At 62.6% G+C, this 20,046-nt stretch carries 17 protein-coding genes; 4 read left to right on the top strand and 13 right to left on the bottom strand.

Annotation, left to right across the window (positions count from 1 at the left end):
- Positions 1 to 152: 152 nt before the first annotated feature.
- From AC1DD5_RS09645 to AC1DD5_RS09635, 3 genes are all read left to right on the top strand, one after another.
- Positions 153 to 1,061, top strand: a complete 909-nt coding sequence (locus AC1DD5_RS09645) for an ABC transporter ATP-binding protein (RefSeq protein ID WP_477521258.1) — start codon at positions 153 to 155, stop codon at positions 1,059 to 1,061.
- A complete protein-coding gene (locus AC1DD5_RS09640) occupies positions 1,061 to 2,680 on the top strand; it encodes an ABC transporter permease (protein WP_477521257.1) in 1,620 nt (539 codons plus the stop codon). Before AC1DD5_RS09645 ends, AC1DD5_RS09640 begins: the two co-directional genes overlap by 1 nt.
- A gap of 125 nt (positions 2,681 to 2,805) precedes the next feature.
- On the top strand, positions 2,806 to 6,402 hold the full coding sequence (locus AC1DD5_RS09635; RefSeq protein ID WP_477521256.1) for a TM0106 family RecB-like putative nuclease: 3,597 nt from the start codon (positions 2,806 to 2,808) through the stop codon (positions 6,400 to 6,402).
- Between the two features lie 69 nt (positions 6,403 to 6,471).
- On the opposite strand, the gene AC1DD5_RS09630 is transcribed toward AC1DD5_RS09635, so the two are convergent.
- The 12 genes from AC1DD5_RS09630 to AC1DD5_RS09575 form a co-directional block, all read right to left on the bottom strand.
- Positions 6,472 to 7,242 (bottom strand): triose-phosphate isomerase family protein, encoded by a 771-nt coding sequence (locus AC1DD5_RS09630; protein WP_477521255.1) that lies wholly within the window; start codon positions 7,240 to 7,242, stop codon positions 6,472 to 6,474.
- A 2-nt stretch (positions 7,243 to 7,244) separates the two neighbouring features.
- Positions 7,245 to 8,594, bottom strand: coding sequence for an MFS transporter (locus tag AC1DD5_RS09625; RefSeq protein WP_442002481.1), 1,350 nt, complete (start codon positions 8,592 to 8,594; stop codon positions 7,245 to 7,247).
- Between the two features lie 177 nt (positions 8,595 to 8,771).
- Entirely contained in the window at positions 8,772 to 9,539 is a 768-nt protein-coding gene (locus AC1DD5_RS09620; RefSeq protein WP_477521254.1) for an SDR family NAD(P)-dependent oxidoreductase, read from the bottom strand.
- Between the two features lie 22 nt (positions 9,540 to 9,561).
- A complete protein-coding gene (locus AC1DD5_RS09615) occupies positions 9,562 to 10,551 on the bottom strand; it encodes a 3-hydroxyacyl-CoA dehydrogenase family protein (RefSeq protein WP_477521253.1) in 990 nt (329 codons plus the stop codon).
- Positions 10,552 to 10,553: 2 nt separating this feature from the next.
- The gene (locus AC1DD5_RS09610; RefSeq protein WP_477521252.1) at positions 10,554 to 11,036 is read right to left on the bottom strand and encodes a ribose-5-phosphate isomerase; all 483 of its coding nucleotides are present in this window, start codon (positions 11,034 to 11,036) and stop codon (positions 10,554 to 10,556) included.
- A gap of 2 nt (positions 11,037 to 11,038) precedes the next feature.
- The gene (dhaL, locus tag AC1DD5_RS09605) at positions 11,039 to 12,787 is read right to left on the bottom strand and encodes a dihydroxyacetone kinase subunit DhaL (RefSeq protein WP_477521251.1); all 1,749 of its coding nucleotides are present in this window, start codon (positions 12,785 to 12,787) and stop codon (positions 11,039 to 11,041) included.
- Positions 12,788 to 12,790: 3 nt separating this feature from the next.
- Complete coding sequence (locus tag AC1DD5_RS09600; protein WP_477521250.1) at positions 12,791 to 13,792, bottom strand: sugar phosphate isomerase/epimerase family protein; 1,002 nt, start codon at positions 13,790 to 13,792, stop codon at positions 12,791 to 12,793.
- 180 nt (positions 13,793 to 13,972) lie between these two features.
- A complete protein-coding gene (locus AC1DD5_RS09595) occupies positions 13,973 to 14,671 on the bottom strand; it encodes a GntR family transcriptional regulator (protein ID WP_442002475.1) in 699 nt (232 codons plus the stop codon).
- Between the two features lie 173 nt (positions 14,672 to 14,844).
- Positions 14,845 to 15,915 carry an alkene reductase gene (locus tag AC1DD5_RS09590; RefSeq protein WP_477521249.1) on the bottom strand — a complete coding sequence of 357 codons (1,071 nt, stop codon included), beginning with the start codon at positions 15,913 to 15,915 and terminating at the stop codon, positions 14,845 to 14,847.
- Positions 15,916 to 16,004: 89 nt separating this feature from the next.
- Positions 16,005 to 16,580 (bottom strand): SIS domain-containing protein, encoded by a 576-nt coding sequence (locus tag AC1DD5_RS09585; RefSeq protein ID WP_477521248.1) that lies wholly within the window; start codon positions 16,578 to 16,580, stop codon positions 16,005 to 16,007.
- A gap of 69 nt (positions 16,581 to 16,649) precedes the next feature.
- Positions 16,650 to 17,198, bottom strand: a complete 549-nt coding sequence (locus AC1DD5_RS09580; protein ID WP_477521247.1) for a hypothetical protein — start codon at positions 17,196 to 17,198, stop codon at positions 16,650 to 16,652.
- Between the two features lie 239 nt (positions 17,199 to 17,437).
- Complete coding sequence (locus AC1DD5_RS09575) at positions 17,438 to 17,659, bottom strand: hypothetical protein (RefSeq protein ID WP_442018058.1); 222 nt, start codon at positions 17,657 to 17,659, stop codon at positions 17,438 to 17,440.
- A 134-nt stretch (positions 17,660 to 17,793) separates the two neighbouring features.
- On the opposite strand from AC1DD5_RS09575, the gene AC1DD5_RS09570 reads away from it, so the two are divergent.
- On the top strand, positions 17,794 to 18,969 hold the full coding sequence (locus AC1DD5_RS09570) for a zinc-dependent alcohol dehydrogenase (protein WP_442018059.1): 1,176 nt from the start codon (positions 17,794 to 17,796) through the stop codon (positions 18,967 to 18,969).
- 46 nt (positions 18,970 to 19,015) lie between these two features.
- Here the strand turns inward: AC1DD5_RS09570 and AC1DD5_RS09565 are convergent, their stop codons facing one another.
- Positions 19,016 to 19,939, bottom strand: coding sequence for an SDR family oxidoreductase (locus AC1DD5_RS09565; RefSeq protein WP_477521280.1), 924 nt, complete (start codon positions 19,937 to 19,939; stop codon positions 19,016 to 19,018).
- Positions 19,940 to 20,046 lie beyond the last annotated feature (107 nt).

Here is a 20,046-nt window from a genome sequence, read left to right as displayed (position 1 = left end):
AGGGTTGCTCCCTCGCACTCTTCCCCGCACGGGCTGGCGGACGTAGGCTGTGGTTCGGAGAGCCGGGAAGCCTGGTCGGCCCGCTGGCTGTTGGGCCCGCGGAACGGCTCTGGCATCCGCCTCGGTCGTTGGACCGAGGGACAGGATCAGCCATGTCATCAGCATCAGAGCCAGTCATCGACGCCGTACGGCTAGTCAAAACCTTCGGCAGGACCCGTGCCCTTGATGGACTGGATTTGCAGGTCCATGAAGGCGAAGTCCACGGCTTTCTGGGCCCTAACGGTGCCGGGAAATCAACAACCCTGCGTGTCCTGCTGGGACTTATGCGCCCCAGCTCAGGAACCGCGCGGGTTTTCGGTCTGGATCCATGGCAGGATCCGGTCCGCGCTCACCGCGAAGTTGCGTATGTTCCTGGAGATGTGAGCTTGTGGCCGAACCTTTCAGGCGGGGAAGTCATCGATTTGCTCACCGGGCTCCGCGGGGGCGTCGATGAACGGCTTCGCCGGGAGCTCGTTGAGGAGTTTGAGTTGGATCCGCGGCGTAAGGCACGGACGTATTCGAAGGGAAACCGTCAGAAGGTCGCGTTGATTGCGGCGTTCGCCCGTCCGGCACGCTTGTATCTGCTCGATGAACCCAGTGCCGGTTTGGATCCCGTCATGGAGTCGGTGTTCCGCCGTCAGGTTCAGCGCGTCACCGCAGACGGTGCCACCGTCCTGCTGTCCAGCCACATCCTTAGCGAAGTGGAGCATCTCTGCAAAAGAGTGACGATCATCCGGGCAGGACGGGCCGTGGAATCGGGGACGCTAACGGAGTTACGGCACCTGAAGCTCACCCATTTCAGGGTCGAAGCCACCAACTCGGCGTTGCTGACGGCCATGCCAGGAGCGCAGGACGTCACAACCGACGGCGGCATCGTTGAGTTTGATGTGGACCCGGCCGATCTTGCCACTGTGTTGGAAGCAGCCACGACGGCCGGGATCACCGGGCTGACGGTGTCTCCGCCGTCGTTGGAGTCCCTTTTCCTCAGCCACTACGGCACCGCGAACAGCCAGGTGCGCTGATGTCCGGCGTGATGGGACTATTTCTCGTCCAGGCGCGAAGGGAACGCGTGCTGCTGCCGGTCTGGATTCTGGGTATCGCTTTTCTGGGCTTCATCATCGCCAATGCCGTCGCCACCGAATTTGCTGATGAGGCATCACGGGCGGCGATCATCACCGTGGCCGGGGCAAGCCCTGCGTTCCTGTTCGTCCGCGGACTGCCCGACGGTACAGGCATCGGAGCGGTGGTGTTCTTCCAGGGCTACGCCTTCACCGCTGTCCTGGCAGGACTGATGAGCACGTTTCTGGTCATCCGGCACACACGCACGGACGAGGAACTCGGACGGGCAGAGCTGATCGGATCCGTCCCGGTCCGCAGAGCAGCGCCCCTGATGGCCACCCTTATCCTGGGCGGCGTAGCGAATCTGACCTTGGCGCTCTGTGTGGCGGCCGGTTTCCTTGCCGCGGGACTGCCGGGGTCAGGAGCCTTCACGGCAGGAGCCGCTGTGGGTGCTGTCGGGGCATTCTTCGTTGCCGTCAGTGCGGTGGTGGCGCAGATCATGCCCTCGGGTCGGGCAGCCAACGGTGCAGCCGCCGGACTGGTCGGGGCAGCCTATTTCGTGCGCGGCATCGGGGACGCGTTTGGTACGCCATCCTCTGATCTGACCCATGTGACCAGCGGATGGTTTTCGTGGCTCTCGCCCATCGGCTGGGGCCAACGTTCCCGGCCGTTCTCGGTCGCGGACCCAACACCGCTGCTGGTCCTGGCCGCCGTGAGCCTTGTTCTGGCCCTGGCCGTCCTGGCGCTCAGGAGTCGAAGGGACCTGGGCGAAAGCCTTCTGCCCGAACGTGCCGGACGGGACCGGGCAGTACCCGGGGGTAACTCCTTTCTGGGCTTGGCGTGGCGCCAGCAACGGCTGACCTTGCTCGGCTGGTGCATCTTCTCGGCCCTGCTTGGCAGCATCGCAGGTGGACTTGGACCCGTGGTCACCAACGTCATCGGTGGCAACCAGTCGCTCCGTGAACTGATCGTCCGGCTCGTCCCTGGCGGCCGCGGTGAACTCATCGATGTCTTCACCACGGCGCTTCTGGGCATCGCGGGCGTCCTCGCGGCGGCCGCCGGCATCCAGGTCGTCCTGCGGCTCCGTGCAGAAGAAGCTGAGGGCCGGGCCGAACTTCTCCTTGCCACACCCCATTCCGCGGCACGGTGGCTGGCAGCCAACCTGCTCCTTTCCGCCGCATCGGCAGTGGTCGTCGCGGCGGTCGCGGGAACAGCAGCCACCGTGGGGCTTGCCCTCTCAGGCGTGGCGAGCGGGCCGCCGGGCCTGCTGGTTGGTGCTGCCCTGGCTCACGTGCCGGCCGCCGTCGTATTCGTCGCCGTTACAGCGGTGGCGTTCGCCACGATCCCCCGGATGAGTATTGCCTTCGGGTGGGGGTTCCTGGCCGTAGGGCTGGTTCTGGGACAGTTCGGCGAACTGATGCGCCTGCCCGCTTGGCTCCAGGATCTCAGCCCGTTCCGCCACACAGCGGCGATGCCTATCGAAGCGTTCGACCCCGCAGCTGCCCTCACCATGAGCGGCATTGCCGTGGCCGGAGCAGGACTAGCGGCCTACCTGCTCCGACGCCGGGACCTCACCGCGTGAGATCCGCACAGTCTGCCGCATTCTTTGGGTCTGCCGGTGGGGTCCTAAATTGTCGGGGGCCGCTGATAGCTTGGCTTTATGGTCCACTTTGCAGTGGTTCATCCGGCAACAGGGAGTAGGTCACGGTGTTCTTTCTCGATTCGGAGATAGCTGGCGCGCCACAGGATTTGGTGTTTTCCGCCAGCGATCTTGTCATCGCTGCCACCTGTGAGTACCAGCTGCTCCGGAAACTCGACGAAAAACTGGGCCGCTCCCCCAAGCCTGACTTCGCCTCAGATGCCATGTTGGAGCGGACTGCAAAGCTCGGCGATGTCCACGAGCATCGGGTCCTGGATGAGTTCCTGGCTGAGTTCGGGCCGTGGGACCCGGCTACAGGAAATGGCGTTTACGACGTCGTTCCCGCCTCCGCCATGGACCGCGCCACCCTTGTGGCCAAGCATGCGGAATCCATCGACGCCTTGCACTCCGGAGCGGATATCGTGTTCCAGGCCGCGTTCTTCGATGGCCAATTCCACGGGCGCTCGGACTTCCTGGTCAAGCGTCCCGGCGGCCAGTACGCCGTCTTCGATACCAAGCTTGCCCGCCATGCCAAGGTCACTGCCCTATTGCAGCTGGCTGCCTATGGCGATCAACTCCTTCGGGCCGGTATTACGCCGGATCCCACGGTCACGTTGGTGCTGGGCAACCGGGTGCACAGTGATCACCCGCTCGCGGAGATTCTGCCGGTTTTCAAAGAACGCCGGGAACGGTTCCTCAAAATGACCACGGCCCACAGGGCTTCAGGTCCCGTCGAATGGGGCGATTCTCGCTTCTCCGCGTGCGGCCGCTGCGATTACTGCGCCGAGCAAGTCAAACTGCACCGTGACCTCCTTATGGTTGCCGGTATGCGTATCAGCCGCCGCAAGAAGCTGATGGAAGCCGGGGTCACCACCATCGACCAACTGGCCGCGCTTCCGGAAGTCGGCGACCCCACGCTGCTGCGCCTTCGGGAGCAAGCCCAGCTCCAAACAGGGACGGGGACCCCCGATGGGACCGTGAACTACACGGACAAAGCCGGGGAAGCCAAGGCCGTGAGCTATAAGGTGCTGCCGGACAACACCCTCGGAAGGCTCCCCACGCCGGACCCCGGGGACATCTTCTTTGACTTCGAGGGCGATCCCCTGTGGCAGGATCCAGCCACGGGCAAATGGGGTCTAGAGTACCTTTTCGGAGTCATCGAAAATCCCTTGGAGCCTGGCACCGAGCCGGTTTTCCGGCCGTTCTGGGCGCATTCGCGGGCTGAGGAAGGCCAGGCCTTCGTGGACTTCCTGGAGTATGTTGCCAAGCGCCGGGCCAGCTACCCCGGCATGCATATCTACCACTATGCTGCCTACGAGAAGACGGCCCTGCGCAATCTGTCGCTGACGCACGTGGTGGGCGAAACCGCCGTCGACGATCTTTTGCGCCAAGGCGTCCTGGTGGACCTCTTCGATACCGTCCGGCACAGCATCCGCGTGTCCGAGAATTCGTACAGCATCAAGAAGCTCGAGCCTCTGTATATGGGCCAGCACCTTCGCTCCGGTGACGTCACCGACGCCGGAGCCTCCGTTGTTGCTTACGCTGACTACTGCACGGCGCGGGACACCGATAACCCTGAGCAAGCTGCGGCCATCCTCGAAAGCATCAGGGACTACAACGAGTACGACTGCCTCTCAACCTTGGAGCTGCGCAATTGGCTTCTTGCCCGCGCCGCTGAGCGGTCCATCGTGCCGGGTGGCTCGGCCGGCGACGACTCAGGGGATGCGGAAGATTTCGGGGACCGGTCCGATGCGGCGCAGACCCCCGCTGACCCGAAGAAATACGAGGCGGCACCCGAAGAAACCGCGCTGCTTGACTACGTTGCCGCGCTGCCGGAGGAGGAAAGGCTGTCCCCGGATTCCCGGGCCATAGCCATTGTGGCAGCGGGCGTCGGATATCACGGGCGTGAGGACAAGCAATATTGGTGGGGGCACTTCGACCGCTTGGAAAAGCCAGTGTCCCAGTGGGAGGATGGCCGCGATATTTTCACGGTGGAACAGGCTGTGGTGCTGCAGGATTGGGCTAAACCAACCCCTCGCAGTAACCCTGCCCGCATTGTGAAACTGCTCGGCCGTTCCGGTGACGGCGCGGGATTGGAGACGGGCAAGACGTACTTCCGCATGTACGGTCCCCCCTTGCCTGATGCCTTGGTGGCAAAGGAATCATCCGTGCTCGGCCGCGCAGGCTGGAACACTACCAAGATCATCGAAGTCGGCGAGGACGGTGACTTCGAGTCAGTCACCATGGCCGAGGGGTTACGCAATGATTCGACAGAGTTCCCACAGACTCCCATGGCGCTGACGCCAGACAGCCCGATTCCGACGAAGGGCCAGAGGGCGGCATTGGCCGTGTTGGCCGGCAGGCTCAGGGATTCGCTGCCGGAATGGCCCCAGGATCCAGCATTGGACCTGGTGCGAAGGAAGCCGCCAAAACTGCGCAGTCTGGAATCCCTGCCCGCCGTGGGATCCGGTCCTGATGGCTACATCGACGCCATCACTGCGGCAGTAAAGGACCTGGACCATTCCTATCTGGCCGTCCAGGGCCCTCCAGGCAGCGGCAAGACCTACGTGGGGGCCCACGTCCTGGCCAGGCTCGTGGCAGATGGCTGGAAAGTCGGCGTTGTGGCCCAATCCCATGCCGTGGTGGAGCACATGCTCTGCGCTGCCGTGGAGAAAGCAGGCGTGGATCCAGAACGCGTGGCCAAGGAAGTGAAGCACGGCGATCCGGTGCCGTGGAGTGCGTGCGCCAAGGCCGACGTCAGCGACATCCTGTCCAAGCCGGGTGGAGCTCTCATCGGCGGTACTGCGTGGGCGATGGTAGGCAAGGAAGTTCCGGCTGGCTCGCTGGACCTGCTGGTTATTGACGAGGCAGGCCAGTTCTCCCTGGCCAACACCATGGCCGTGAGCCGCGCAGCAAAACGCCTCCTGTTACTGGGGGATCCCCAGCAACTACCGCAAGTCACCCAGGGCAAACACCCTGAACCCGTGGACGAATCTGCGCTGGGGTGGTTGTCGGATGGTTACAACACGTTGCCCCCCGAACTCGGTTATTTCCTCGCGTTGTCCTGGCGGATGCATCCCGCCCTATGTGACGCAGTCTCCGAGCTCTCCTATGACAACCGACTCGAAGCAGCGCCGGCCGCATCACTTCGCCACTTGGAAGGTGCAAGCCCTGGCATTTCCTGTGTGTATGTCCCGCATACGGGCAACTCGACGTCATCGCCGGAGGAAGCCGCAGAGGTTGTCCGCCAGGTCCAGGCGCACGTGGGCCTGCTCTGGACAAACCCTTCTGAAGCGCCGGGAAGCCGGCCTCTTGAAGAGACCGACATCCTGGTGGTTGCGGCCTACAACGCCCAGGTACAACTGATCAAGCACGAGCTCCGGGGAGCAGGGTTGGCAAAAGTGCGGGTAGGAACGGTAGACAAGTTCCAAGGCCAGGAAGCGCCGGTGGTCATCGTCTCCATGGCCGCCTCAGCCGCAGGGGAAGTGCCGCGCGGCATGGAGTTCCTGCTCTTGCGCAACCGAATCAACGTGGCGGTGTCGCGAGGGCAGTGGCGTGCCGTCGTCGTGCGTTCGCCTGAACTGACCAACTACCTCCCGACGCATCCGGAGGGTCTGGAAAACCTTGGCGGCTTCGTTGCCCTGTGCCAGCGTGGGGTCAGTTGAGGGCACACCCGGCCCAAGTAGCTGGCATTTGTGGTTGTTCCCAGCACTGGGAACAACCACAAATGCCAGTCAGATGGGGAGAGCGAGGGCTTCGTCCAACACACGGCCGAAGTTTGTGGCGTCGTGCGCGAAGCGGCCCAGGAAGAGACCGGAGACACCATTCAGCTGCGGCAGCAGACCCGGCTTGGCTGAGCCGCCATAGATGATGGGCAGCTCAGCCAATCCATGGGCACCGAGCAATGCCCGCAGTGCAGCTACAACCTGGGAAACATAAGCAGCCGACGCCGGCTCCGCAGCACCGATGGCCCACACGGGTTCGTAGGCGATCACCAAGCGGGAAGCAGCCGACCAGTCTCCGGACACGGCCGCCTTGACCTGACCAAAGACGGTAGCGGCGGCATCTTCAGGTTCAGCAAGCACGGCCTCCCCGACGCACAGCAATGGCGTCAGGCCAGCGTCGACGGCGGCACGAACCTTCAGGGCTACCATCGCATCGTCTTCGGCAAAGTACCGGCGCCGTTCGGCATGGCCGATCTCCACCAGGCCCACGCCAACTTCGGCCAGCATCGACGGTGAGACTTCGCCAGTCCACGGCCCATCCGACCAGCCACAGTTCTGGGCCCCAAGGACCAACGGCGAACCCTGAATCATCGCGGACGCTGTGGGCAGCACCGGGAATGACGGGATCACAAACGGGACCACCCGCCCGGCCCCAAGGGCCGGACGGGCGTCCACTTCTGCCAGCAACTGCTCCAGCCACGCCAAACTCTGTGCGTAACCCATGTACATCTTGGTACTGACCCCAACGAACAAGGGACCTGTAGGGGCAGCAATTTTCACGGCTACTTGTCCAGCAACTCGTCGGCCTTGTTGGTGAAGGCCCGGGTGCCGAACATCATCACCGCGGCCAGGAACGGCAGGACACCCAGAGCGTACACACCCATGGTGCCCGTGTCCGAAGCTGTGACCTGGTTGACCGTGGTGCGAAGGATCGGTGCGACGAAACCGCCGAGGTTGCCCAGGGAGTTGATCAGCCCGATACCCGCAGCCGCCGCAGTTCCGGTGAGGAACGCCGTCGGATATGACCAGCAGATGGGACCGGTCGACAGGAAGCTGCACACCGCGAGGCTGATGAAGATGATGCCGAGCGCCGGAAGGTGGTTGGCGCCGGCCCAGGCTGAACCGAAGATGCAGAGCCCTGTGGACACGAACAGTGCCGTGCCCCAGCGGCGACGACGTGCCACCGTGTTTGCCGCCTTGCCCACGAAGTAGCAGGCAAAGATCCCGAAGAACCACGGGATAGCGGCCAGGAGTCCGACGGCGAGTCCCACCTTTTGGCCGGTGAGCTGGGACACCTGCTGCGGCAAGTAGAACGTGACGCCGTAGACCGCGATCTGCAGGCAGAAGTAGATGACGGTGAAGTACCAGACACGACCGTTGCGCATGGCAGCCAGGACGCCGCGCGGACCTGATTCTTCCTTGACGGTGTCTTCCAGTGCCATGACATCCGTCAGGGCAAGCTTCTCTTCTTTGCTCAGGAACTTGGCATCCTGTGGGCTGTTGATGAGGAAGAAGAAGGACGCGATGCCGGCCACAATGGCCAGCGAACCTTCAACGAAGAACATGACCTGCCATCCGGCGACCCCGGGAACCTGGTCGCCGATGTTGATGAGCCACCCGGACAGCGGAGCTCCCAGCATCTGGGAGAGAGGCTGAGCCAGGTAGAAGATGGCGAACATCTTCACGCGGACTTTGTTGGGGAACCAGGCGGCGAGGAACATGATGACGCCTGGGAAGAGTCCTGCCTCGGTGACACCCAGCAGGAAGCGGAGGATGATGAACGAGGTCTCGCCTTGCACGAAGGCGAAGCACGCGGACACTATGCCCCAGGTGATGGCGATGCGGGCAAGCCAGACTTTGGCGCCGAACTTGGTAAGCAGCAGGTTGCTGGGGATCTCGAACAGGGCGTAGCCGATGAAGAAGATACCGGCACCCAGGGCATAAGCACCTGCCGTGATGCCTTTGTCCACCCCAAGGGCAGCTTCGGCAAAGCCCACATTGGTGCGGTCAAGGAATGCCACCACGTACAGGATGACGAGCATCGGCATCAGCCGCCGGGAAGCCTTGGATATGGCCGACTTCAGAATCGGTGAATCCAGCAACTCCTTGGTGGAAGTTGAGGCAACGGACATTGAAACTCCTCTTTGAGCAATCAGTTGGGGTTGAGATGGCTAACGCAGCGCGCCATCAGCGCGGGAAGAAAATGAGCACCATGCCCACTGCGCAGGCAAGGATGCCCACGGCAAGGTAGATCTTGCGTTCTCTGGTCCAGGCCTTCATATCGTCAGGGTCTTCATATCGGGGAAGCCCTAGTGCATGTACAGACCGCCATCCACATTCAGCGTCTGGCCGGAGATGTATCCGGAGTCCTCGCTGATGAGGAAGGCGATGGCGGCGGCGATGTCCCTGGTGGAGCCCACGCGGTTCACCACGAGGTCCTTGGTCAGTTCGTCCTTGCGTTCCTCGCTCAGCGTGCCGCCCATGATGTCGGTGTCGATGGGGCCGGGTGAGATCGCGTTGACGGTGATGTCGTATTCGCCGAGTTCCCGGGCTGTGGCACGGGTCAGGCCGATGACACCGGCTTTGGCAACCGAGTAGGGGGTTTTGGAGAACGTTCCGCCACCGCGCTGGGCAGAGACCGAAGAGATGTTCACGATGCGGCCGGTCCGGTTCCTTACCATGGATTCGGCCACCCGGCGGGTGGCGTAGTGGACACCGTTGAGGTTGATGCTCAGCACGCGATCCCACTCGGCAGGTTCGAGTTCCAGGTAGCCGATGGGTGAGCTGACGCCGGCAACGTTGGCCAAGGCGACGATCTGCGGCAGCTCGGCTTCCAGTTCATCGATCGCAGCCCGGACTTCGGTTTCGCTGGCGACGTTCGCGCCGACTCCGTGGGCCTGGACACCGTATTCTGCAGCAACTTCCTTAGCGGCAGCCTTGCAGGCGGCGTCGTCAAGATCGATGATGCCAATGTTCCAGCCTTGGGCGGCCAGGTAGTTCACAGTGGCGCGGCCGATGCCGCGCTCGGAAACGGCGCCGGTGACGATGGCGGTGCGTTCACTAGGGAAAGTGCTCATGAAAGGATCTCCTAAAAAAGAACTAGTTGATGGGTGCCGGGCCAAGCTCTTCAATGAGCTTTTGCATGGCGACGTAGGCCTTGTTCCGGTACGCGATGAGTTCCGGGGTGCGCTCGGCGGGGACGTTGAGGAACCCTGCGCCGGTCTTCGTACCGAGCTTGCCTGCCTCAACGAGGTCAGACAGGATCTTCGGCGTCGCAAACCGCTCCGGGAAGCCCGTCTGCAGGGACTTGTAGCAGAAGTTGTAGACATCCAAACCGGCCATGTCCGCGATCGCGAACGGACCAAAGAATGGCAGGCGGAAGCCGAACGTCGTACGCACCAGGGTGTCGACGTCGTCCGCTGTTGCGATGCCCTGCTCCACCAGTTGCGCAGCTTCGTGGAACAGCGCGTACTGCAGGCGGTTGAGCACAAAACCTGTCACGTCCTTCACGACGGCGGTCTGCTTACCCGCCGCGTGAACCAGCTCGCGCGAAGCGGCTACCGAGGCGGCGGCAGTGCCGGCGTGCGGAATGACCTCGACGCCCGGAATGAACGGTGACGGGTTGGAGAAGTGAATGCCCAGGAATCGCTCCGGGTTGGTCACGGCTTCTGCCAGGGCGGCAATGGAAATCGTGGAAGTATTGGAGCCAATCAGGGCATCCGGGCGGGCCGCGGCGCTGATCCGGGCCAGGGTCTGGTGCTTGATCTCCAGGACCTCGGGAACGCATTCCTCGATGAAGTCGGCATCAGCAACGGCTTCCTCGATGTCCTTCGCAGCCCACAGGTTCTGCTTGAGGATTTCAGTGGATCCCGCCGGGAACAGACCATCGGCGATGAACTGATCGGATTCGACCAGCAGGCGGTCGAAGTTCTTCTGCGCGATCTCGGCAGACACATCCGCCAAAGCCACGCGCGCCCCACCGAGCGCCAGGACCTGGGCAATGCCGCCGCCCATGTAACCGGAGCCCACGACGGCGATCTTCCGGGCTGCGTTTTTCGCGGTGCCTTCGGTTGCTTCAGAAACGGTCATGATCAAACTGCCTTCGTGTAGTCGGGCTCATAGGAGCAAATGGCGTCCACCTTGGCGGCGGAGGATGAATTTTGGTCAAAGCGGTGGCCGAGCCACTCCCCTACGAGCTTCTTGGCCAGTTCCAAGCCAATCACCCGCTGCCCGAGCGTGAGGACCTGCGCGTTGTTGCTCAGTACGGATCGTTCCACCGAGTAGCTGTCGTGGGCCGTAACCGCACGGATTCCGGGGACCTTGTTGGCCGCAATGGCCACGCCCAGCCCGGTGCCGCAGATCAGGAGGGCTCGATCGAACTCACCATCAGCTACCTTGCGGGCGGCATCGACGGCGACGTGGGGATACGACGTGGAATCGTTGGCACCCACTCCGACGTCGGTCACAGATGCAACGCGCGGGTCGGATTCCAACAGCGCCAGGAGTGCTTGCTTGTATTCCACACCAGCTTCGTCATTGCCGACGACGATGCGCCAGCCTTGTGTATCGCTCATTCTCAGGCTCCGTTTCCGGCCGGAGCCGCTGAAGCAGCGCTGGCCAGTAGTGAATCGATGTGTTGGGAGATCCTCGTGGCGATCAGGCCAAAGGAGACTGCGCCCGGATCCGGATGGCCGAGGCTTTTCTCGGCAAGTGGGCGCGCCCGGCCCTTGAGCGGCCGCAGTTCAGCGGTCCTCGCGGCAGCCAATTCAGCAGCCGCAGCAGCTGCTGCCAGTGCCCGATCCACGGGAGCACCGCCGTCGAGCTCGGTCAGGAACGCATCCCGGAACGGCAGGAGGGCGTCCACCATGGTCTTGTCTCCGGGCTCGGCCTTGCCGAGTTCGGTGATGGCCAGGACGAAGGCATTCACGGCGTCGCCGGCATCCGAGGAACTGTACGTTTCACGGTTCCCGAGCGACTGCCCGGCCGCAATGACCGCCGAGCCCCACAATGCGCCCGAAGTTCCGCCGGCACGTTCGCTCCATGCTTCGCCGGCCGCGAGGAGGATTCGCGCTACCGAGGAGCCTGATGCGGCTTCGCCTGCGGCAGCCGCAGCGTCGACGCCGCGGCGCATTCCGATTCCGTGATCACCATCGCCGGCGATAGCGTCCAGCTTGCCGAGCTCGTCTTCGTGTTCGACGACGACGTCACGCACCTGGGCGAGGATGGCCACAGCCTGCCGCCCGAGTTCCGTGGCTACCGGGGTGGGCCGTTCGACGTCGGCGGTTTCGGCGTCGACGATCAGTGCCTCGGCACGTGCTGCACGGGGCGCCATGCTGCCCTTGCGGAAAGCGGGGGTATCGGCGGGCGCCGCCCAATATTGTTCGAGTTCATCGTCCAGCCAGAGCAGCGTCAGGGACAGTCCGGACATGTCCAAACTGGTCACCAGCTCGCCGCACTCCGGTTCAACAACGGTGAGACCAGCGCCGGTGAGCAGCTTCTCGACCTTGCCGAACAGCAGGAAGAGCTCGTCATACTTCACCGTGCCCAGGCCGTTGACGATTGCCACCACCCGGTCCCCGGCGTCGTCGGGCTTGTCCGCGAGCAGCTTGGAAACCAGAAGCTCCGCAAGCTCGGACGCGGTGGGCATCGGGTGCTCGGAGATCCCAGGCTCACCGTGGATTCCGAGGCCCAGGGACATCTGCCCGGCAGGAACGTGGAACAACGGATCCTTGGCACCCGGAAGAGTGCAGCCGTCGAAGGCCACGCCCAGCGAGCGGGTCCGGTAGTTGGTCTTGATGGCCAAACGCTCGACGTCGTCGAGGTTCAGTCCCGCTTCGGCGGCGGCGCCGGCGATCTTGAAGACTGTCAGGTCGCCTGCGATGCCGCGGCGCTTCTCGAGTTGATCGATCGGCGCGCTGGCGATGTCGTCCGTGACGGTGACAGTGCGCGTTTCGATGCCCTCGGCGTTAAGGCGGAGTTGTGCCTGGCCGAAGTGCAGGACGTCGCCAGCGTAATTGCCATAGCTGAGGAGAACCCCACCCCCAGCGTTGGCCGCTTTGGCCACGCGGTAGACCTGGCCAGCGGCCGGGGAGGCGAACATGTTGCCGCAGGCCGAGCCCGTTGCGAGTCCGGGGCCGACCAATCCGGCGAAGGCCGGGTAATGCCCGGAACCGCCGCCGACCACCAACGCCACTTGCCCTGCAGGTACTTCGGTGGAGCGGACCACGCCGCCATCTACCCTGGCAACATAGCCGCGGTTGGCAGCCACGAAGCCGTCCAGGGCTTCATCGGCAAAGTCTGCCGGGTTGTCGAAAATCTGCGTCATTCCTTAGACTCCTGCGAGCTGGTTTACCGGTGTCTGGCGTCCTTGAGCTACTTCGCTCTTGCCGAGTTTGTAACCCTCGGTCTTCGGCAGGACGTGGCGGCGCAGGTATTCCTGGTTGCTGGCCGTGACGCTGAGTCCGTCGCCACCGTAGTGCTCGGTGCAGAGGATGCCCTGGAAACCGACCGAGAGAGCGAACTTGAACGCCTCGCGGTAATTGATCAGGCCGCTTTCCATGGGTGCGGGCATGGTGATGTAGCTGTCGCGGGCCACATCTTCGTCGCGGATGTAATTCTTCATGTGCCAATAGTTGGAGTACGGCAGGGTCTTGGCCACCATCTCGCGCCAGTCCTCGATAGGACGGTGCAGGCGGATCAGGTTGCCCAAGTCCGGGTTGAGGCCGACGTTGTCCAAACCGATGTCCTGGACCAGCTGCACGGATGAATCAGCAGTGCCAAGGTAGGTGTCCTCGTACATTTCCAGGGAGACGAGGATGCCCGCCTCTGCTGCATGCTTGCCAAGTTCACGAAGGCGGGAGACGGCGTTGCCCCACATTTCCTTGTCCTCTACCGGATCCTTGTAGCCCTCGACGGTCCAGAACCACAACTGCTTCTGCTGCTCCGGAGTGAGGGCCTGGTGAAGACCAAAAGACACGACCTCGCAGCCAAGCTCTGCAGCGGCGTCGATGGTGCGGTGGCTGTAGGCGAGGTTGTCGGCCCAGTCCGTCTGGTGGATGACGCTGCGGCGGATTGCGGAGATGACCGGCACTCCGATGCCCACTTCGTCGGCCGTCTGCTTGAACTCGGCCAGACGCTCCGTGCTGAGATCGCCCGGGCGGACCCAGCTGTCGGTGAGGTCGGCGTTGGCAAAGCCAGCCTCTTTCACTTCCTGCAGGACGGCCGCCCAAACGGAAGCATCGGCGTCGTTCACGTGTTGTCCTGCAGCGTCTGCCCCGGGGAACTGCAGGAGGGCCGCGGTGATGGGCCAATTCTCGGCGGTATACGCCATGATGATCACTCCTTCGTGTAATCCTGTTTCCTATAGGATTTACGACCCAAGCAAAGCTGTCAACCCTTTTCGCGAAACTTCCTAGATCCTATATGTCTTACATATGTCTGTGAAGGGGCTCACTCAGGGCATGAAAAAGGCCCGCCGCATCAGCGGCGAGCCCTTATCAAGCAGCAGTATTCAGTCCTCCGGCGCGTCAGCAATGGCCCGACCCCGCACCTTTTCCACGTGATTGACCATTGCGTCGGCGGCTTTCCCGGGGTCCCCGCTCGTCATCGCGTCGAGGACGGCTTGGTGCTCCGCGATAGCCTGCTCCGCATCTGTGATCCCCACTCCCCCAAACAACCTGAAGCGCTGGATCTGCCCGCCCAAAGTGTTGTAAGCGGCGAGCAGGAACTGATTCCTGGCTTGCGCCGCGATCAATTGGTGGAAGCGCTCGTCAGCCTCAAGGTAGCTTCGGTACTCAGCAAACGTGCCGCCCCGGGGTGCAGTCTTGAGATCCTCGACCGCTTGCTTCAGGGCGTCCAGGCCTTCCGACGTCATGCGCTCGCACGCGAGGCGGGCATTCACGGGCTCAATCGAAAGCCGGGCTTCCATAAGTTCGGCGAAATCCTCGCGCGTGAACACGGGAGCTACCCGATACCCCTTCAACGCCACGCGCCGCACCATGCCCGTATGCTCCAGTCGCGCCAACGCTTCACGCACCGGGGTGGGAGAAACGTCCAGTTCCCGCGCCATTCCGTCGATGCTGACGGCGGCCCCGGGTTCGAGCCGACCATCCATGAGCCACTCGAGGAGGGCTTCATAAACGTGATCGGCCAACACCTGGCGGCTGACGGGAAAGCCCGGGCGGGGAAGAGCCGGCGAAGGTTCAGACATGCCACAAATCCTATAGGAAGCAGGACGTGACTTACCCAAGTAAGTCGCAGTTGAGCGCCTTCTGAGCACTCAAAACGCGCTCAACTGCGACTTACTTGGGTGGCCACACGTTAAACCACGACGTCGGCACTACGTGAGTGCCGACGTCGTGGTTTAGCCTGGGGTGCTGCGCTTTAGTTCGCGTAGAACGGGTAGTCCGTGTAACCCTCGGCGCCCTCGCCGTAGAAGGTGGAGGCATCGGGCTCGTTGAGCGGGAGGCTTTCACGCCAGCGGCGGGCGAGGTCCGGGTTGGCAATGGCCGGGCGGCCCACCACAACGGCGTCCGCGAGGCCATCGGCGACGATCGCCAAGGCTTCGTCGCGAGTAGTGATTTCGCCGAAGCCGGTGTTCACCAGGAACGTGCCATTGAAACGCTGGCGAAGATCCTGGACCAAGGTGCCCTGCGGGTTGTGGTGCAGGATGCTGAGGTACGCCAGGTTCAGCGGCGCAATGGTGTCCACCAGGACTTCGTAAGTAGCTCGGACGTCGGCAGCATCCGTTTCGGCGATGCCCTGCACATTGTGTTCCGGGGAGATCCGGATGCCCACGCGGTTGGCGCCCAGTGCTTCAACCACGGCATTGACGGTCTCGATCACAAAGCGGGCGCGGTTCTCCGGGGAGCCACCGTAGCTGTCGGTCCGGACGTTCGAGTTGGGTGCAAGGAATTCGTGCAGCAGGTAACCGTTGGCGGAGTGGAGTTCCACGCCGTCGAATCCTGCCTCAATCGCATTCTTCGAGGCGGTCACAATCTCCTGGATGACTCCCGGGAGCTCGTCCGGGCGGAGTTCGCGCGGCACCGGGTATGCCTGCTTGCCGTTCGGAGTACGGACATCGCCCTCGATGGCAACAGCACTCGGGCCCACGATTTCGTGGCCGCCCGTGATGTCCGCGTGGGAAACGCGGCCGCCGTGCATGATCTGGGCGAAGATGCGTCCGCCTTCAGAGTGAACGGCATCGGTGACTGTTTTCCAGCCTGCAATCTGCGCGTCCGTGACCAAGCCAGGCTGGCCCGGGTACGACTGACCGGCCGGCGTCGGGTACGTTCCCTCGCTGACAATCAGCCCAAGGGAGGCGCGTTGCTGGTAATGCTCAGCGATCAGTGAACCGGGAATTCCGTCGGCGCCGGCCCGCAGCCGGGTCAGCGGCGCCATCACCAGTCGGTTGGGAAGTTCCAGCTCACCAAGGGCCAAGGGGGAAAACAGCATGCGCAGTTCCTTTCAGAATGAATCGGGGTTCACTCTGGGCAACTGTGCAGCGTATGCAACTATTCCGAATGAGTGGCAGATCACATGGCTTAGCCCTGGCCGCGCAGCCTCATAGAGTCGTCGAAGCACTCGCAAAGAGCCAGGACGGCAACCAGATGCGCTTCTTCGGCATGGGGCGGATCCGTGTCGATGCAAATTGCTTCGTTGACAGCCTGGGCAAGGTCCTTGGACTCCTTGCCAGTCAACGCCCACACCCGCGCTCCGGCAGCTTTCGCCGCGGCAGCGGCCTCGCGGAGATCGTCCGTGATTCCCTTGGCGGCGAGCAACACTACGATGTCGCCGCGCCGGACCAAGCCTGGAATCTGGTCACTAATGCTTCCGCGGGCCCCGTCGGTGGCGCTGTTGCTGACGGATATGGCCTTGAAGGCAGAGCCATCCCTGGGGTCGTGAGCCGCGAGTTCGGAGGTGAATCTTTGGGCTTCGTGCGCAGAACCATCGCTGCCGGCAGCAAACACCCTGCCGCCACGAAGACGGACGCGGGCCAGTTCTTCTCCCCATTCAGCGAGCCGCGACGATTCACGGCGCAGGGCCGCTACCGCTGGGCCGATCTCGCCCAAATGGCCAAGAACGACGTCAACTGCATGCCTGTTCTGCCTTGAATCCATCGGGCGCACCACCTGTCCCGGTCGCCTTACCACGATGCTCACTTCCTGCCTCCGTTTCACCGTAGGAACTTACACGTTCCTATCTCCGTCCCGCCTGGAACCGTCCCGCACAGAATCGTCCCGGGTAGAGCCTTCCCGCGTGGAACCCTCTCGTAAAGGCTCTTCCCTGACGGCGCTTTCCCGTGCCGAGCGATCCCGCGTAAGCCGTTCGTCGTTTGTATCCATGTCACGTGTATCCATGTCACGGTCACGTCCACGATCCGTATCGTTCTCCCGGTCGCGGCCAGTCCTGACATCGGGATCCACTTTGTCGGCGTGGCGCAGGTGCTCCTCAACGCGCCCGCTGGCTTCTTGGGCCTTCTCCGCGTGCCGGTCTGCTTCGCGCCGGAGCCGGTTGGCCTCGACTTCTGCCTGAACGGCCGCTGCCTCGGCTTGGGCCGACTGGGCCTTCGCCTGATGTGCGCCGACGGCTTCCTGGTCTGCCTTCTCGCGCAATTCCCCTGCGCGACGGCGATTGACTTCGGCCTTCTTCTTGCGCCCAACTACCACCGCAATGATCACAGCTGCGACTACGACGACGGCCAACACGATGATCAATACCAGTTGCCCCGTATCCATGTGGATTGCCTCCCTCGTGAACGGCTTTGTTTGGGCGCCGTCCCTAGCCCACGCTGTGCTTAGTACCCAAAGTTGTACCCATCCCGTGTTCGTTCCAAACGCTTTCTGATCACGTGGACAGTTATCTCCTACCAGCTTAACACCAATTATCAGGTTACTTACTAAATCGAAGGCGCAGGTGACCGACGCAGTCACCGGAGGGCCGCCGTCGTCCGCTGTTTGATTGCCTAGAAGCGCGTTTAGCTACCCGTCGACTCTGGATGCTCCCTGGCGCGTTTCTCCTCCGGCGTCTCGCCGCTTTCATCAGGGATGAAGGTTGGGTCCACTTCGGTAGTGAAGTCACCCGTCCCGGGGCTGCTGTCCTCATGCTCGACGCCGGCAGGTACCGCGGGTTTTGAAGCTTCTGAAGGCGCTGGGGTTTCGGAAAGCGTTTGGTCCGGTTCGCTCGATTCTTCGCTCATAGCCTCAATGTAGGCCCGGCATCAGGAGCTGTCGAGGCTACCGAAGACCTTGTGCGCCGCTGCCAACTCTGCTTCGCTGGGATGGTCTCCTGCAGCGCGGGACACCTCCAGCCCCCAAAGCAGGGAGAGCGATTGTGAAAGCAGTGACGTGGCAGGGCAGGCGTTCATTGAGCGTTATTGATGTCCCCGATCCCATCATCCAGGAACCAACGGACGTCATTGTCCGAATAACATCTTCAGCCATTTGCGGCTCGGACCTGCACCTTTACGAAGTCCTGGGCCCCTACATGCACAAGGGCGACGTCATCGGCCATGAGCCCATGGGAATCGTGGAAGAAGTGGGCTCAGAGGTCCACCGGCTCCAAAAGGGCGACCGCGTTGTGGTGCCCTTCAACATCTCCTGCGGCCGGTGCTACATGTGCAACCAAGGCCTTCAGTCGCAGTGCGAAACCACGCAAGTCAAAGCCAAGGGCACAGGGGCTGCACTCTTTGGATACTCCGAACTCTATGGCTCCGTCCCAGGCGGCCAGGCACAGTACCTGCGCGTGCCTTTCGGAGACTACGGGCCCATCAAAGTAGATTCAGACCTCCCCGACGAGCGCTACCTGTTCCTCTCGGACATCCTGCCCACTGCATGGCAGGCCGTCGAATACGCCAACGTCCCCGAAGGCGGCACCTTGGCAGTGCTCGGACTCGGTCCTGTGGGCCAGTTCGCCTCCAGAATTGGCGTCCACAAAGGTTTTCGCGTCATTGGTGTGGATCCCGTTCCTGAGCGCCGGGCAATGGCGGAAGCACACGGAGTGGAGACCATGGACTACAGCCCGGACGTAGCCGCCACAATCCGCGAGGAGACCCTCGGCCGTGGCCCGGACGCTGTGGTGGATGCAGTGGGTATGGAAGCCCATGGTTCACCGGTGGCCTCATTCCTGCATCGGGCCGTTTCCCTGCTCCCTGACAAGCCTGCGCAGGTGGCCATGGAGACCATGAGCGTGGACCGCCTTGCTGCCCTCCACACTGCAGTGGATCTGGTGCGGCGCGGCGGGACTATTTCACTCAGTGGCGTATACGGCGGCCAGGCCGACCCCATGCCACTGATGACCATGTTCGACAAACAAGTTCAACTCCGCATGGGGCAATGCAACGTCCGCAGGTGGACTGACCAGCTGCTCCCCTTAGTAGAGGACGACGCCGATCCGCTGGGAGTCATGCATCTGGTCACCCACACAGGTGGTCTGGACGACGCACCTGACTTGTACGAGAAATTCCAGAAGAAGCAGGACGGCTGTATCAAGGTGGTGCTCAAGCCCTGACTTCTTGGAAGATCCTCTTGACCGGAGGGAACCGGTGGCTGGCGGCTTAGGCGAGGTGCTTTCCGCCGGTCACTCCAATGACTGATCCGGAAATGTAGCTGGACTCGTCTGTTGCCAGCAGGACATACGTGGCGGCAAGTTCAGCAGGCTGACCGGCCCGGCCGAGAGGTGTGTCCTGACCGAACTTTACGATCTTCTCCTCCGGCTGTGTTGGTGGCTGCAAGGGCGTCCACACCGGCCCGGGAGCTACGGCATTGACCCGGATTCCCTTGGGGCCCAGGGATTCTGCCAACGAGAACGTCATGCTGTTGATGGCGGCCTTGGTGGCGGCGTAATCGATCAGCGAGGGACTCGGATGGTAACCCTGGATCGATGAGGTGTTGATGATCGAGGCCCCTGGCTGCAAGTGAGGCAGGGCCGCTTTGGTAAGCCAGAAGAGTGCATAGACATTGCTCTTAAAGGTCCGGTCGAACTGTTCGCTGCTAAGGTCTTGGATCCCCTGGCTCGTAGTCATTTGGAAGCCTGCGCTATTCACCAGGACGTTCAGGCCATCGAATTCTTGGAGGGTTTGGGCGATGACTTCCTGACAGAATTCCTCGTCCCGCAGATCTCCTGGAAGCGCGAGGGCACGGCTGCCCGCGGCCTCGATCAGCTGGACCGTCAATTCGGCGTCCTGCTCCTCTTCCGGCAAATACGTGAACGCCACATCTGCACCTTCACGGGCGAAGGCAATGGCCACGGCTTTCCCGATCCCGCTGTCGCCGCCTGTAATCAAGGTCCGGAATCCCATCATGCGATGATGGCCCACATAGCTATGCTCCCCGTGGTCCGGCCGCGGGATCATTGCCTCGGTCCAGCCCGGATAGTCCTGGGTTTGCGGCTCGAACTCCCCCGACGGATACATAGTCCGTGGATCCGACGCATCTTCAGGATCCTCCACGGGGTTAAGGATATGGTTTTCCAAAGCCATGGCGATGTCCTCGTCGAGGTCGGTTGTTGACTCGGCCCGCTCAGATTCCTCAGCCTGCTCGGATCCCTCGGCCTGCTCAGATTGCCCGGTCGGCCCTGTCTCTTCGT

This window comes from Paenarthrobacter sp. 10L420 (genome assembly GCF_056395385.1).
The sequence above is the reverse complement of the archived record's forward strand: the minus strand, read 5'-3'. Positions and strand labels throughout refer to the sequence as shown.